Annotated in this window: 12 protein-coding genes; 5 read left to right on the plus strand and 7 right to left on the minus strand. The window is 64.5% G+C overall.

Features of this window, described 5'->3' with window-relative positions; translation table 11 throughout:
• Entirely contained in the window at positions 1 to 933 is a 933-nt protein-coding gene (locus AC1C2O_RS11445) for a carbohydrate ABC transporter permease (RefSeq protein WP_495430558.1), read from the minus strand.
• A complete protein-coding gene (locus AC1C2O_RS11450) occupies positions 933 to 2207 on the minus strand; it encodes an ABC transporter substrate-binding protein (RefSeq protein WP_495430559.1) in 1275 nt (424 codons plus the stop codon). The genes AC1C2O_RS11445 and AC1C2O_RS11450 overlap by 1 nt, the downstream gene beginning before the upstream one ends.
• Before the next feature lie 226 nt (positions 2208 to 2433).
• Here AC1C2O_RS11450 and AC1C2O_RS11455 point away from each other — a divergent pair, with 226 nt between their 5' ends.
• Positions 2434 to 4209: a class I mannose-6-phosphate isomerase gene (locus AC1C2O_RS11455; protein ID WP_495430560.1), complete on the plus strand. Its 1776-nt coding sequence runs from the start codon at positions 2434 to 2436 to the stop codon at positions 4207 to 4209.
• Positions 4210 to 4211: 2 nt separating this feature from the next.
• Here AC1C2O_RS11455 and AC1C2O_RS11460 read toward each other — a convergent pair whose 3' ends face one another.
• Positions 4212 to 5126 (minus strand): ROK family protein, encoded by a 915-nt coding sequence (locus tag AC1C2O_RS11460; protein ID WP_495430561.1) that lies wholly within the window; start codon positions 5124 to 5126, stop codon positions 4212 to 4214.
• Positions 5126 to 6382, minus strand: coding sequence for an AGE family epimerase/isomerase (locus AC1C2O_RS11465; protein ID WP_495430562.1), 1257 nt, complete (start codon positions 6380 to 6382; stop codon positions 5126 to 5128). The genes AC1C2O_RS11460 and AC1C2O_RS11465 overlap by 1 nt, the downstream gene beginning before the upstream one ends.
• A 125-nt stretch (positions 6383 to 6507) precedes the next feature.
• Between AC1C2O_RS11465 and AC1C2O_RS11470 the strand changes: the two genes are divergently transcribed.
• The gene (locus AC1C2O_RS11470; protein ID WP_495430563.1) at positions 6508 to 7542 is read left to right on the plus strand and encodes a LacI family DNA-binding transcriptional regulator; all 1035 of its coding nucleotides are present in this window, start codon (positions 6508 to 6510) and stop codon (positions 7540 to 7542) included.
• A 6-nt stretch (positions 7543 to 7548) separates the two neighbouring features.
• Here AC1C2O_RS11470 and AC1C2O_RS11475 read toward each other — a convergent pair whose 3' ends face one another.
• Positions 7549 to 8244 carry a GTP pyrophosphokinase gene (locus AC1C2O_RS11475; protein WP_495430564.1) on the minus strand — a complete coding sequence of 232 codons (696 nt, stop codon included), beginning with the start codon at positions 8242 to 8244 and terminating at the stop codon, positions 7549 to 7551.
• Positions 8245 to 8428: 184 nt separating this feature from the next.
• Here AC1C2O_RS11475 and AC1C2O_RS11480 point away from each other — a divergent pair, with 184 nt between their 5' ends.
• Genes AC1C2O_RS11480 through AC1C2O_RS11490 form a run of 3 tightly spaced genes read left to right on the plus strand, consistent with a single transcriptional unit; the run spans position 8429 to position 12685 of the window.
• Positions 8429 to 10504: an APC family permease gene (locus tag AC1C2O_RS11480; protein WP_495430565.1), complete on the plus strand. Its 2076-nt coding sequence runs from the start codon at positions 8429 to 8431 to the stop codon at positions 10502 to 10504.
• A 37-nt stretch (positions 10505 to 10541) separates the two neighbouring features.
• Positions 10542 to 12017, plus strand: coding sequence for a sensor histidine kinase (locus AC1C2O_RS11485; protein WP_495430566.1), 1476 nt, complete (start codon positions 10542 to 10544; stop codon positions 12015 to 12017).
• Complete coding sequence (locus AC1C2O_RS11490) at positions 12014 to 12685, plus strand: response regulator (RefSeq protein WP_495430567.1); 672 nt, start codon at positions 12014 to 12016, stop codon at positions 12683 to 12685. The genes AC1C2O_RS11485 and AC1C2O_RS11490 overlap by 4 nt, the downstream gene beginning before the upstream one ends.
• Positions 12686 to 12690: 5 nt before the next feature.
• Here AC1C2O_RS11490 and AC1C2O_RS11495 read toward each other — a convergent pair whose 3' ends face one another.
• Both AC1C2O_RS11495 and AC1C2O_RS11500 read right to left on the minus strand, forming a co-directional pair.
• Positions 12691 to 15564: a helix-turn-helix transcriptional regulator gene (locus AC1C2O_RS11495; RefSeq protein ID WP_495430568.1), complete on the minus strand. Its 2874-nt coding sequence runs from the start codon at positions 15562 to 15564 to the stop codon at positions 12691 to 12693.
• Between the two features lie 74 nt (positions 15565 to 15638).
• Positions 15639 to 15887: a hypothetical protein gene (locus tag AC1C2O_RS11500; protein WP_495430569.1), complete on the minus strand. Its 249-nt coding sequence runs from the start codon at positions 15885 to 15887 to the stop codon at positions 15639 to 15641.
• Positions 15888 to 15933: the final 46 nt, after the last annotated feature.

A 15933-nucleotide genomic window follows, 5' to 3' on the forward strand; every position in this document is an offset into this window, starting at 1 on the left:
TCATACCTTCTTCAACTGCGGGCGCAGATAGAACCACGACGCCGCAACGACGATGATGGCCAGGACGACAGCCACGGCCGCGCCGTACCCGTAGTCACCGATGATGAACGTCTGCCGATACATCGTCACTGCGAGGGTTTCGGACACCGCACCAGGGCCGCCCTTGGTCAGCAACCAGATGAGATCGAATACGCGCAGGCTGTTCGTGATAGAGATTCCGACAACCACTACGGTGACCGGACGCAGCTGGGGAAGTACGACGTGCCAGAACAGGCGCATCCCACTCGCACCGTCGAGCGAACCCGCCTCGATCGTGTCAGGCGGAATGGACTGAAGGCCCACGAGGAAGAGGATGACGGCCACACCGGTCGCCTGCCAAGTGCTCGCCAGTATCATCACGATCGTGTTGGTAGGCCATTCCAGCAGCCAACCCGATGCCGGAGGGATGCCCCCGAAGAATGCGATCGCCTGATTGAGCGCTCCATCGGAGCGGAGGATGAAGCCCCAGATGACCGCCGTTGCCGTGCCGGAGAGCGCGTACGGGAGGATGAACGCATAGCGGAGCCAGCGACCACCGCGCATGCCGTTCGTGAACACCGCGACGAGAAGCCCGATACCGACGGGCAGGATGAGCGTCCCGATCGTCCACATCACCGTGTTCAGCAGTGACTGGAGGAACGTGGGGTCTTGGAAGAGACGAGCGTAGTTGTCCAGCCCGATGAACGTCGACGTGAAGCCGTTGTCTTTCGTGAGGCTCTGGTACACCGTCAGGACGAACGGAACGAGCAGCATGACGCCGACCAGCGCCACACCGGGCGTGAGGAACGGGATGGCGCTGGCTCGGTCCCGGATGTGTGCACCGTGCCGACCGGGTCGGGGAGCAGCCTTCTTCCCCGACCCGGCCGTCGTGAGCGCTTGTGTGGCGGTGCGCACTACTGCGCGGCCTTCCAGTTCGCCCATTCGGTGTCAGCCAGCGCCTGTAGCTTCTCAAGCGTCGGCATGATGTTGTCTTCGGACGGGTTGGCCATGAACGCGCCGAAGTACTGCACACTTCCTTCGATGAGCGGGGGCGGCCCGGCCTCCCAGAAGCGCACGAGCTCGGTGGGCTTCTCCGCGGAAACCGCATCGAGGACCTCGGTGAGGATGGGGTCGTCGGTCGTCACCATCGGGTTCGCGGAGGTGTCCTTGATCTCATCGGCCCAGGGCTGCTGCACGTCGGGGCTCAGCCAGTTGGCCATCGTCTCGAGCGCAGCATCCTTGTTCGGTGCCTTCTCTGCCACCGCGATCGTGCCAGATTCCACAATCACAGAAGGATCGACTCCGTCTTCCACGGCCGGCAGCAGATATGCGCCGTAGTCTTCCTCAGTCATCCCGGTGTCGGCGAAGATGCCGTTGCGCCACGTTCCCATCGGCACCTGGGCGACAGTCCCCTCGGCGAGGAGCGCGGGTTCGTTGTCCCACGCCACATCGGCCGCAGTGAAGTAGCCCTTCGCGTACATGTCCGACCAGATCTGCATAGCCTTCTGCGAAGTCTCGTCGGTGTACTTGGCTTTTCCTTCCATGAGGTCGGCGTAGAACTGCGGATCCAGCTTGGAGAGGATCTCGGCGTACCAGATGAACGAGGTCCACCCCGCCTGCTGCGTCGCAAAGAGCGGGGTGACCCCGGCGGCCTTGAGCTTGTCGTTGTTGGCCTCGAACTCCGACCATGTCGTCGGCACTTCGATGCCGACGTCCTGGAAGACGTTCTTGTTGTAGAAGATCACCCAGTAGCTCTTGTACATGGGCATTCCGTACACCTTGCCGTCGTACGAGAAGCTGTCGCGGGTCTCGGGGTTCACCCAGCCCTTTTCTTCGGCCGACTCCCATTCCGCGGTCAGGTCTGCCAGTCCGCCGGTGCGAGCCAGCTCTTGCAGCCGGTACCCGTTCCACCACTTCACGAGATCAGTTGTGCTGCTGGTCTGCAGCGAAGAACGTACGACCTGCTGATAGTTCTCGGTCGAGGGCACATTCTGCGCCTCCAGGCCGATTCCGGTGATGCCTTCAAGCGCCTCACCGGCGAGGAGATACCCCTCCGCGAAGTCAGCGCGGTCGCCGTTCAGCGTGACGGTGGCGGAATCGGAGCCCTGCCCGCCGCCGCCGCCCGATGATCCCTGGGCGCAGCCTCCCAACGCGACGCCGAGCGCAAGCGCAAGGGTCGCAGTTCCCACCCGTCTCAGTGTGCTGTGTCTGCCGTTCATGCCTTGAATCCTCCTTGATAACAAGATGAGTGCCGGGTGCTTCTCTAGGGTTCGAGATCACGTGGCTGATGAAGTTTGGTAACGATACCACGCGCCGAGTCGAGACTGAAGAAAGATGTTTTCCGGCAGCAATCGAGCTCGAAATTGGCTATGGTAACGTTATCAAAAGTTCCCCAAGATGTTAAGGACGAGCACTGTGGCAGCAAGAACTCCCCGCACAAGCTACGAGAAGCAACCGGTGATCGTCGTCCCCGGAGACCATCACGTGTGGCGCGGTGACGAGGCGTGGCTTGAGGTGGCGCGCACTGCAGAAAGCGCAGGAAGTCAACCGCTCATCGTCGTGGATGCCTATCCTGGCACCGACATCGCAGCTCTCAGCGCGGCAATACGCGAGGCACTCCCCGGCTATACGGTCATCGATGTGGAGACCGAGGCCGCAAAGTCCGTCGACGCGCTGGACGAACTCCTCGCACGAAACCTGACGGATGATCGGGTCTTCGGAGTCCTGAGCCACCATCTCCTCGTCGAGTTCTATGACGAGGATCGGCTGAGCGCGATCGCCGGGCGGGTCGTGTCGTCGAATACGCCCACTGTCCTCATCGGCTGGGGGAGCGCGCTCGTTCCTCTCCCGCACTGCGTCCTGGTACTCGCTGACATGGCGCGGTGGGAGATCCAACAGCGTCAGCGCAACGGTGCCCCCAACTGGCGCAGCAACAACCACTCCGAAGACAGCATCCGCAAATTCAAACGTGGATACTTCGTCGAGTGGGCTGTCGCAGACCGACACAAGCGTTCGCTGTTCCCCCAGATCGATTTCGTGCTCGACACCAATCGATCCAGCTCCGCAGCGAAGCTCATCACCGCGGACACCTTCTTCGCCGCAATGGATACCGCTGTGCAGACGCCGTTCCGCGTCGTGCCGTTCTTCGACCCCGGAGTGTGGGGTGGGCAGTGGATGAAGGAGTCGTTCGACCTCGATCGGACGGCGGAGAACTACGCCTGGTGCTTCGACTGCGTTCCCGAAGAGAACAGTATTCTGCTCAGCATCGGCGACGAACTCTTCGAGTTGCCCTCGATCGACATCGTCTTCACTGAGCCACAGCGGCTCCTGGGAGAGCGCACGTTCTCAAGATTCGGTGCGGAGTTCCCGATCCGCTTCGACTTCCTCGACACGATGGGTGGCGCAAACCTCTCCCTGCAGGTGCACCCTCTCACCAGCTACGTACAGAACACGTTCGGCAAGCACTACACGCAGGACGAAAGCTACTATCTGCTCGATGCCGAAGAGGATGCTGTCGTCTACCTCGGCACGAAAACCGGCATCGACCCGGCAAAGATGACCGCAGATCTCGAGTCGGCCGCACGCGGCGAGATCAGTTTTCCCGCCGAGGACTACGTCAACACCTTCCCAGCGAAGAAGCACGACCATTTCGCGATCCCGGCCGGGACCGTGCACTGCTCTGGCGCGGGAACCATGGTTCTCGAGATCTCGGCGACGCCCTCCACCTTCACGTTCAAGATGTGGGACTGGGACAGGCTCGGCCTCGACGGCAAGCCTCGCCCTATCCACCTCGAGCACGCAATACCGAACATCCAGTGGAACCGCGACACGGAGTGGGTCGCCGACCAACTCGTCGGCCAGGTCGACCAGATCGCATCGGGACCCGGGTGGACAGAGGAACGCACCGGTCTTCACGAGCTGGAGTTCATCGAGGTACGTCGCCACTGGTTCACTGAAGCTGTCAACGCCAACACCCACGGAACGGTGCATGTGCTGAACCTGGTCGAGGGCGCCGAGGCGGTCGTCGAGAGCCCGACCGGTGCGTTCGCGCCGTTCGTCGTGCACTATGCCGAGACGTTCATCATTCCGGCGGCAGTCGGGCCCTACGTCCTCCGGCCGCACGGCAAAGGCCTGGGCCAGCAGCTCGGCACCGTCACGGCATACGTGCGTGGAACTGAGCGCAACGTCTGAGGCTAACCTCGGCTCGCCCCGTATGCCGCTCCGATGAATGCGGCCTCTGCCGGGAACTGTGCAGGATGTAGAGCCACCGTCGAACTGTCGGGCCCGCCTTTCGTCATTCCGTGACGGAGGGCGGGCCCGACAATGTCCCATGATCTGGACATAGATCCGCCCACGACCACGGCCGTGGCCTCGAAGCGCTTGGCCACCGGACCGAGCGCGACGCCGAGAGACTCGAATGCCTCGCTGAGCACCGCGGCAGCGGCGTCATCACCCTGGCGACTCCGCTCCGCGATCTCGCGCACATCGGGGACACTCCCTGACGTCAGGCTGACCGCGACAGAGTAGGCGCGCCGGATCGCCCGCCGCGACACGAACTCCTCCAGGGGACGGCCGAGATGCCGAAGCAGGTGAACGCTGCCGTCCGGAGGGACGGACGGACCGGAATTGACCGGCTCCCCCCGGTCAAGGAACGCCGATCCCACACCGGTGCCCAGGGTGATGCAGACGACGCGGTCATGACCGCGGGCCGCTCCGACGACGAACTCCCCGACGCCGAACGCGTCGGCGTCGTTCAGGAATCGAACCGATGCCGGAGTGGGTCGGATCTGCGCACGCAGGCCTTGCCGCACGTCGACACCGTTCAGGCTGTCGAACTTTCCGACATGCTCGAAGCGTCCGATCCCGGCCTCGTAGTCGAAGGGCCCGGGAATGGCTACGGCCCAGTCGGCGCCCTGTGCAACGCCGACGCCGGAGGCGGCATCGGCCATCGCCCCGATCAACTGCTCCGAAGACCCGGTGGCGTCGAATGAACGATGTGACACAGACCCCGGAACGATTGTCCAATCACGGTCGTCGATCACGGCAGTGGCCAGATGAGTGCCACCGATTTCCAGCACCGGCCACAACGTGCCTGTCATGTCACCCATCAGGATGCCTCCCCTGATCCAGCATCGGTCGGTGTCACGACGCGGCCGTCTCGTGCGGCTCTGGCCACCCCGATACCGCTTTCAATTCGGGCATAGAGCGTCGCCTGCCACGCGTGATAAAGATCAGGTTTTCCATCCCAGGTCACTGCATTCGGACGGTTGTCGACGTCCAACTCGTGCCACCATGACCCTTCCTCGCGATCGAGAACGTGTCGTTCTGCATATGTCCAGAACCGGATGTACCACTCGCGATACTTCGCATCTGCAGTGACCCGATAGAGCCAGAGCGCTGCCCCGATCGCTTCGGCGATGGTCCAATGCATCCGAGCCGGATTCACCACCGCCCCATCGAAGTCCACGCTATACACGAATCCTCCCCGCACATCGTCCCAGCCGTCATCCACCGCGCGGTCGAACAGGTTGATCGCCGCGTCGAGCGTCCATTCCGCTGTCGGCCGCACAGCGCGCAGCTGGAGGAGAAGTCGCGCCCACTCGAGCGAGTGTCCTGTCAGTGTGCCGTAGGGGCGAAATGGGTCATCCGGATGGTCGGCGCCGTATGGTCGATCGACGGTCCACGATGGCGTGTAGTGCTCGGGGATCCGCCAGCGGCTGGTCCCGGCGCCGTGGAGGATGAGCCGATTGGCGATGCTCTCGGCGCGCTGGGCGAACACCTCTTCTCCGGTGCGCTCGTAGGCAGCCAGATATGCCTCGGTCAGATGCATGTTGGCATTCTGGCCTCGATATTCGTCCGGTGAGGTCCAGTCTCGATCACACGACTCGAGAGCAGCTTGCGCGTCATCGTCCCAGAGGTGCTCGTCGATGGGGCGCCGGGCCTCTTCGAAGAGCTCTGCCCCACCCGCAATCCCCGCCAGCACTGCACTGTTGCCTGCCAAAAGCACGAAGGCGTGACCGTACGCATCCTTTCGCGCCGAGACGATCTCATCGCAGTCTCCGATCGCCGCGAAGAAGCCGCCGTGCACCGGGTCGAGGAACTGCGAAAGCAGCAACTCCACCCCCTCCCTTGCCCAGGCCCCTGCGTTCTCTCGCCCGAGCATGTGCTCGATACTCAAGCAGTGGACGAGCCGACTGACGCTGTAGAGGTGTCTCGGTCGCTCCGGCACAGGCGCACCCTGATTGTCGCGCCAGCAGAATCGAAGACGCGCGTCGACATCGTCCATCGCGAAGAAGTCGATGAGCCTGTCGGTCTCGTGTGCGAGCCAGTCGTGATGCTGCGATGCATCCGGGTCGAAGATCATCTGATAACGATACCAACTCAGATAGACTGTGACGAGATCAGACGGTGCGACGCGCCTGTGATTCGTCCGTTGCTAACGTGTATGCAGCCGACATGATCGCGCATTCGATGCGAGGAGGGATGCACGTGGCCGACTCGATCGATCCGCCGCAGCGACTTGCCCCCACTGTGCGTGAGGTGGCGCAGCACGCCGGGGTCAGCCCGATGACCGTTTCCCGCACGCTGTCCGGCGGCAAGAACGTGCGCCCGGCCGTTCAGCAACGCGTGATGGAAGCAGTCTCGGCGCTCGGCTACCACCGCAATGAGAACGCCAGAAGCATCCGCCCCGGCCACTCGTCGGGCCTCATCGGCGTCGCAATCACCAACCTCGCCAACCCCTACTACGGTCAGTTCGCCCTGGGCGTGGAAGATGTCGCCTCCCAGCACGATCGTCGAATCCTGCTCGGCAACACGGGCGAAGACCTCTCGCGTGAGACGCAGCTGATTTCCGACTTCATCGGCCGAAAGGTCGAAGGGCTCATCGTCGTGCCCACCGGCAAGGGCGGTGCGCACCTGCGCCCGGAGAGCCTCGGACGTGTGCCCATTGTCCTGGCTTCTCGCACCGTCGACGGGCTGGACGTCGACACCGTACTGCTCGATGATGTCAACGGTGCTTACGAGGCGACCAAAGCGACGCTCGAGTCAGGGCATCGGCGAATCGGGTTCCTCGGGAATGTGGTGTCCGTGTCTACCGCGGCCCGCCGATATGACGGCTACGCCCGAGCGCTCGCCGAGTTCGACCTCGTGCCAGAACCGGCGCTGGTCAAACGCGGACAGCAGGACGTTTCCGATGCTCGAAGGGCGATGGACGCCCTGCTCGACCTTCCCGACCCGCCGACCGCCGTCTTCAGCGCCAACAACCGGAACACCATCGGCGCGATCTACTCGATCGAAAGACGCCATCGCGAAGGAACTCTGGCAACCCCGCCCATGCTCGTGGGGTTCGATGACATCGAGCTCGCCGATCTGCTGACCGTTCCACTACTCACCGTCTCCCATGATCCGCGCGCGCTGGGTGCTCAGGCGGCGCGGATGCTCTTTGAACGCCTCGACGGGACCGTCACAGAGCCGCTGGCACGACTCATCGAACTTCCTGTGGTGGTCGGGAAAGCGCCGGAGTAGAGCCGGCTAAACCTTCACGACGCGGGGCGGAGCTGGCGGCAACTGCCGCCGCGGCACGCCGTGCGCTTCGCGGTGCAGCCGCTCCATGCGACTGTCGAGCTCGCTCGCGGCATCCGCGGCATCCGACAGGCTCTCTACAAGGTGAGAGGGCACCTGGTTGGAGAACTTGTAATAGATCTTGTGCTCAAGGCTCGCCCAGAAATCCATCGCTATCGTGCGGAACTGCACCTCGACCGGAACCATCAGCGGCCCGGTCGACAGGAACACCGGCACCTCGATGATCACGTGCAGGCTCTTGTAACCGTTGGCCTTGGGCTCTTTGATGTAGTCCTTCACCGAGCGCACCGTGATGTCGTCCTGCTCGGTGAGCAGATCGAACAGCTGGTAGACGTCGGCGACGAAGCTGCACGTCACACGGACACCGGCGATGTCGGTGATCTCTTTACGGATGCGCGCGAAGTCCGGCTCTTCGATCCCCTTTCGGGCGACCTTCTCCACGATGCTGTCCGGCGTCTTGAGCCTGCTCTTCACGTGCTCGATCGGGTTGTACGCGTGATCGTGCAGGAACTCGTCGCGCAGGATCGAGATCTTTGTCTCGACCTCGCGCATCCCGAACTCGTACTCGCGCAGGAAGCGCTGGAACTCATCACGCAACTCGCGGGCCTGGTGGATGTCGTCTTCGCTGACCTGAAGAGTCGTCATGAGATCGACGTTACGCGGCCGTCTTCAGAAGGGGCTGTACGTTTCGCTGTGAGCACGTCTAACAGGCATGGATGCCGTGGCATCCGGACCGCGCATGAGGGTTCCATGAGCGTCCAGGCCCTGGCCGTATGGATTCCGTAAGGATGCCATTTGGGCTCCGCAATCACGCGTAGCGTCGCTGGACGTGACGAACGAAACACGCGAAAATGCGGATGCGCCGCAGCTGGTCAAGCGCATTCTGCTCGGCGACCCCATCTCCTCCGAACAGGCCTCAGATCAGCTGCTGCCGAAGCGGCGAGCGCTGCCGATCTTCGCCTCAGACGCGCTGAGTTCGGTGGCGTACGCTCCGCAGGAGCTGGTGATGATCCTGCTGCTCGGCGGCCTGACCTTCCTGTCTTTCTCGCCGCTTGTGGCCGCGGCCGTGATTGTCTTGCTCGTCGTGGTGGTCCTCAGCTATCGCCAGCTGATCAAGGCTTATCCGTCTGGCGGCGGTGACTATGAGGTCGCCCGGCGCAACCTGGGCGAGATCCCCGGCGTCGTCGTCGCGGCGGCTCTGCTGGTCGACTACGTGCTGACGGTCGCGGTCTCCGTGGCATCCGGCGTGGACAACATCATCTCCGCACTGCCAGGGCTTGACCCATGGCGGGTCGAGATGGCGGTCGGCTTCGTCGTCGCGATCATCCTCGTGAATCTGCGGGGGGTGCGGGAGGCGTCGTTCGCGTTCGCGATCCCGACGTATCTGTTCATCGGATCCGTCGGCATCATGATCGTCACCGGAATCGCCCGTACGCTCCTCGGGGATGCGCCGATCGCCTCCAGCGCCGAGTTCACGGTTCACGCCGAGAGCCTCAGCCAGGCAGCGGTCATCCTGCTGATTCTGCGTGCTTTCTCCAGCGGATGCTCCGCCCTCACCGGCGTGGAGGCGGTCTCCAACGGCGTCCCGGCGTTCCGTGAACCTAAAGTGCGCAACGCGCAGTCCACACTCGTGCTGATGGGATCAATCGCAATCTGCCTGTTCGCCGGCCTCACCGCGCTCGCGCTCATCACTGGCGTGCACTACGCCGAAAACCCGTGTGACCTGATCGGGTTCGACTGCTCAAATCCGCAACCGAGCCTGATGGCGCAGATCGCCGCGGCGACCTTCGGCGGCGGCAGCATCCTGTTCTTCGTCATTCAGGCGACCACTGCCTGCGTGCTGCTACTTGCGGCGAACACCGCATTCAACGGTTTCCCTCTGCTGGGCGCTGTGCTCGCCCGCGACGGCTACGCTCCAAAAGCGCTGAACACCCGCGGCGACCGCCTGGTCTTCTCCAACGGCATGATCCTGCTCGGCATCGCCGCGATCGCCGTTCTCGTCATCTTCCAGGCGAAGCTGACCACCCTCATCCAGCTGTACATCATCGGTGTCTTCGTGTCGTTCTCGCTGGGCCAGATCGGCATGGTCAGGCATTGGCGGCGGGTGCTGCGCGGTACAAGGGTGACGGCATCCGATCGACGCAGTGCCCGCTCTGGCCTCGTCATCAATGCATCTGGAGCGACTCTCACCGTCCTCGTTCTCGTGATCGTGACGGTCACGAAGTTCACGCACGGCGCGTACTTGGTCTTCTTCGCCATCCCGATCCTCGCGTTCCTGATGATGGGCGTGAAGCGCTACTACCGTGACGTCGACCATGAGATCGCGATCGATGACATCACCCACTTCGGCGCGCAGGGAGATGTGGCTCTCGTGCTGGTCAGCCGCCTGCAGAAACCGGTCATCAAGGCAATCGACTACGCCGTGGCCGCCGGGCACAACAAGACCGTGGCGATTCACATCGCCGTGGATTCCGATGAGGCCAGCCGACTGCAGAAGGAGTGGGCGGATCATCTGATGCCGATCCCGCTGTTGATTCTGGAGTCGCCATATCGCGCATTCGCCGACCCGGTCGAGCAGTTCATTGCGCAGTATCGCGAGAAGAATGGCCCCTCGGTGATGACCGTCTACCTGCCGAGGTACATCGTCGGGCACTGGTGGGAAACGTTCCTGCACAACCGCCGCGCCCAGCGCCTCGCGAGCCAGCTCATGCTCGTACACGGCGTCACCATCACCCTCGTGCCGTGGCTGCTCGACTCCTCGGAAATAATCTATGGACGCCGTTCCCGGCCACTGCCCGGTCAGGAACGCGCAGGCCGAGCGGTGGCCAGCAACGGGCGGCGCGTCCGTCGACCGGCTGGCCCGCCTGAATCTGCCAGCAGCACGACTGCGTCGCCACAAGACTGAGGATGCCAGAAGCCTAGGATGCAAGGACGGAGGGAACATGAGCGTAGAGCGGATGCCTGAGCCTGGTGCCTCCGGCGGCGTGAGATTGCCGCGTCTCGACACCGGAGCACTGGGGTGGCGGCGCGAGGTCGCCGGGTACGCGGCGGCTCTCATCGGCGGAGCGCTGCTGTCCTGGCTGCTGTTCTCGTTGCGCAGTCCAGAGTCGATCACCTACGAAGTGCTCTCATATCAATTGCTCGTGGTCATCGTCGCCATGATCGGAGGGCTGCGACCGGCGGTGTTCGCCGCCCTGCTTTCCGGCATCGCGCTCGATCTGCTGTTCGTCGCGCCCGTGTTCACGATCGCGATCGCGCATCCGCTGCACATCGTGGCCCTCGCGCTGTACGTGATCATCGCCGTGCTGGTCGGTTTGATCGTCGCGCATGCAGCGAACCGTGCACGTGCCGCCCAGCGCGCCACCGCCGAAGCGGAGCTGCTCGCCTCGGTCGCCGGAAATGTGCTCCGCGGCGAGAGCGCTGTGCTCGCACTCGTCACCCGCACGCGGGCGGCGTTCGGGCTGAGTGGTGTGCGGCTCGTAGGAGCGGACGGCGAAGTCTTGGCGATGGACGGCGAACCCGTCTCTGACGGCCGTGAGACCACGATTCCGGTGGGCCAAGGTGTTGACGGCGGGTCCCGCGCATCTCTGGAGCTGCACGGCGGGCCGCTTGATGCCCCGTCGCGCAGGCTCGTGGATGTGATCGTTGCGCAACTCTCCGCCGCAATCGAACACACCGACCTCAGTGCCACGGCACGTGAGGCTGAGGCACTCGCGGAGACCGATCAGGTGCGCAGCGCCCTGCTGTCCGCCCTCAGCCATGACCTTCGCCGCCCGCTTTCGGCCGCAGTCGCCGCGATCGGCGGGTTGCGCGGCGCGCACGAGCTCTCGGTATCTGATCGAGCGGAGCTGCTCGCGACCGCAGACGAGAGCCTCACGACGCTGTCGACGCTGATCACCGACCTCCTCGATGTGAGCCGAGTGCAGGCAGGCGTGCTCGCCGTCTCCGCGACACGGGTAGACGCGGCAGGCAGCGTCTTGTCTGCTCTCGACGAGCTCTCCCTCGGCCCCTCCGACGTCGAGCTCGCGCTGGACCCGGACCTTCCCCCGCTGCGCGCCGATCCGGTGCTGCTGCAGCGGGTGCTCGTGAATCTGCTCGCCAACGCGCTGGCGCATTCGCCGGATGGCAGCCGCGTCACTGTTTCGTCGATTCGGGCTGGCGAGCGTGCCGAGATCCGCATCATCGATCATGGCGAAGGTGTTCCCCTCGAACGCCAGCGCAGCATCTTCCAGCCGTTCCAACGCTACGGCGACACCGACAACAACACCGGTCTCGGACTGGGCCTGGCCCTCTCGAAGGGATTCACCGAGGGGATGGGTGGGAGCCTGACGCCGGAGGATACCCCTGGCGGCGGTCTCACCATGGTCGTGTCGCTGCCACTGGCGGCCGAAACGCCAGACACGAAGGAGTCAGAGTGAAGCTCCTCATCGCCGATGACGATCCGCAAATGGTGCGGGCTCTGCGCATCACGCTCGCCGCACACGGATACGACGTCGTGGCTGCTGCAGACGGTGCCGCCGCGATCGCCGCGGCAGCGCAGAATCACCCCGACATCATCTTGCTCGACCTCGGGATGCCACGGCTTGACGGGATCGAGGTGATCCACGCGCTCCGCGGCTGGACCACAGCGCCCATCATCGTAATTTCCGGCCGCACCGGATCGGCAGACAAGGTCGAGGCACTGGATGCCGGAGCCGACGACTTCGTCACGAAGCCATTCCAAGTGGATGAGCTCCTCGCTCGCTTGCGTGCGCTCTCCCGGCGATCATCGCCCGCGACCGGCGAGGCGACAGTTCAGTTTGGCGATGTCATGATCGATCTGTCCGCGAAGGCCGTGACGCGAGCAGGCACACGGGTGCACCTCACGCCGACAGAGTGGCGGATGCTGGAGCACCTCGCCCGCCACCCCGGCGCTCTCGTCACCCGGCAGGATCTGCTCAAGGAGATCTGGGGCAGCGAGCAGGTCTCCGACTCCGGATATCTGCGGCTGTACATGTCGCAGCTGCGCAAGAAGCTCGAGCAGGAGCCGGCATCGCCCGCGCACCTGCTCACCGAATCCGGGATGGGTTATCGCCTGGTGCTCTGAGGCCCCTACCTCGTTGCGGCGTCTGGAGCCCGCCGCGCAGCCACCATCGCCGCCTCGGTGCGGGTGGCAACGCCCAGTTTTCGCAGGATCGCAGACACGTGCACACTCGCCGTCTTGACGCTGATGAAGAGTCGCTCACCGATCTGCCGGTTGCTGAGTCCTTCGGCGACCAGGTCCAGCACCTGCTGCTCACGCGCGGTCAGCTCGAGCTCATCGGCGATACGGTCGCTTGCACTGATTCCGCTCGCTCGTCCGAACGCCTCGACGCTCTCCCGAAGCGGCTCGTGTCCGATTGCCGTTGCCACTTTCGACGCATCCGCCAGCACCGCCCGAGCCTCACTTCTGTCGCCCGTCGCGACGAGCATCCGTGCCAGTTCGAGACGGGTGACGCCGCGCATTATCGCGGGGATGTCGTATTTCTCGGAGGCATCGATCGCCGCACGCATCGCGTCGATCGATGGGGTGAGCATCGCGTCGAGGATCGTCGCCCATTCGTCGGCGCGAACGGTGGCCGGCAGTTCTGACCAGAGACGGCGGATCGCCGCCACGGCCGCATCGGTGCTCCGACCGGATGCTCGCACCTCAGCAACGAGCCAGCCAGACTCGAGGAGCAGCCGGTACGCGTGCAGCAGCACGAAACCCTGGTCTTCCGTCATCGCGACGATGGTATCCAAGGCGTCAGACCACTGTCCGCGGGCGACGGCGAGCGCGATGTCATCCTCGATGATCCGGTACCACGCCTGACGCTCGAGTTCGCCGGTGCGGCGCAGCGACGGCATCCACTCCTCGCGCAGACGCTCGGCCTCGTCGACCTTGCCCTGCCATGCGAGAATGCGGATGCGGGTGAGGAAGACGTACTGGTCGTTGAGCACCTGGGGCCTGCCGATCGGCACTGCCGACAACCGTGCCTTCGCACCGTCGATATCGCCGAGCGTGAGCAGCGGCTCGACCATGTTCTGCACCAAGAGCGTGCCCGTTGCGCGTTCGACGCCCAGCTCACGTGCCCGTGTGACACCGGCCTCCGCGACCTCGAACGCTTCGTGGTGTCGGCCGAGAAGCGCGAGGAGGTCCGAGTAGTTGACCCGGTAGCGCAGCTCGGCACCACCGTTACTCAGTGCCGCGAACCGATCTGCTTCACGGAAGTCGGCGAAGGCCTCATCGAGTTGACCCAGGTACCCCCGGCACGTCCCGCGGAGGTTGTGCGCAACGGAGATTTCGTACGCGTCGTCGACACGCTGCGCGACTTCGAGCGCCTGCGTCGCAGTGATGATCGCTTCCCTCGGCATCGAGGCGAGCATGTGCTTCCCGGCGATCTGGTTGAGAAGCGTCGCATGCAGTCGGTCATCGTCGACGGCGGCGTCGACGATCTCAAGGGCCTGCAAATAGAGCTCCTTCGAGCCGGGCAGTCCGAGATTGCTGCGGAACTGGGCCTTGTCCCGTAGCAGTCGCGCGTGCTCGGCGGGATCGGCATCCGCATCCGCATCCATCAGGTCGAGGGCGCGCTCGGCGACGGACAACGCGCGCTCCGCTTCGCCCGCATTTCGCAGGATCGAGCCGAGCTGCCGCATCAAGTGCACGTGCGACATGCCGACGACGGTCTCGGCATCCGGCACCTGCTCCCACAGTTCCAGGGCCAGCTCCCCGAAGCGGGCCGACGTTGCGAAGGCGAAGCGGTTCTTGGCTTCATGCATCGCAGCGACCGATGCGACAAGCGCACGGTCCGGTACCTGAGCGAGCCTCCAGTGATGCGCGAGCGAGGACCGATCGCAGCGGTCGAGCAAAGTGGCACGGGCTTCGAGAGCTTCGGCGTACCCGCGATGAAGTCGCGCGCGTTCCCCCGGCAGTAGATCAGCATGCACAGCCTCGCGCAACAGCGCGTGCCGGAAGGTGTACTGATCGTCGTCGACCGAGAGCATGCCGCCTCGTACCGCCGCCCGAATGGCGTCGTCGAAGCGCTCGTCTGGGAGGCGCGCCAGCTCGGCCAGCAGGGTATGGGACAGCGTCCCCTCGGCCCCCGACGCGACACGCACCACGTGCCGGGCGTCGTCGTCGAGCTGGTCGAACCGCACGAGCAACATTTCGCGCAGCGAGTCGGGAAGGGGCCCCGCGGCGCAACATGCAACCTCTTCGATGAAGAACGGCACACCCTCTGCGCGGTCCATCAAACGCTCCAGAGCAGCTTCGGTGAGCGCGCCGCCAGAGAGCTGCTCGGCCAGCTGCCGCGTGGCGTTCGCGTCCAGGCGCTGCAGAGGGAGTCGCTCGATGAGGCGTGCGCGCGTCGTCTCGGCGATGAACCGGCTCACGGCGTCGCCGCGTCGCACATCATCGCTGCGGCAGGTGATGATCACGAGCACGCGACCGGACTGCAGGGTGCCCAGCAGGAACGAGAGCATGCCCAGTGTGGAGTCGTCGACCCAGTGCACGTCCTCGATCACGATGACCTGCGGTGCGCGTTCGGCGGACGCCTCGATCAGGGCGACGACCGCGCCGCGCATTGCATCTGGGCTCGTGAGCTCTCGCATCACCGCACCGTTGCCGAGTTCGGGGACGAGCATGCGCAGCGCCTCGGCACCAGCGCCGACCGCTGCGCGCGCCTCGGTCACGCCGAGCCGTTCAACGATCGAGCGAAGGATGCGGATGAGTGGCCCGTATGCGGAGCGGGCCGTGCCGAGATCGAGGCAGCGGCCGACGTGGACGTCGGAGTGCGCGGCCACCTCTGCCTGAAATTCTCGCAGCAGACGCGTCTTTCCGATGCCGGCTTCGCCCTCGATGAGTACCGCGGAAGGTTCACCCCCGACGGCGCGATCGAACGCGCGCCGCAGTGCGACAAGGTCGGCGTCGCGACCCACCATCGCTGTGCTGTCCGTCGGAACCGTCACCACATCATGGTGCCACGCGCCACGGACATCAGGGCCGACGTTCTCAGATGTGAATGTATTCACCGCAAGGGTGGTCACCGCGCGTGCGCCCGCAGTGCGGTGTGGTCGCCGGCTACGCGCGGGCTGGCGGGCGGTGTACTCGGCGCGGCGGCATCCGCTCGTCGAGCGCCGAACCATTTGCGCACCCGAGCGAGAAGAGGACGCTCGTACACCACCACCCTCGACGGGTTCTCGGCGATGATGCGCCGCAGCTCGTTGGCGCGATCCACGCGTTCCTGCTCGGCGACGATACTGCTGTAGGTGTAGGACGGGTGCTCGTACATGGTGCTGACTCCTCGGTTGTGCGGTAGTTCCACACTCCGCTCTGAG

The organism is Microbacterium sp. Y355 (assembly GCF_059445345.1).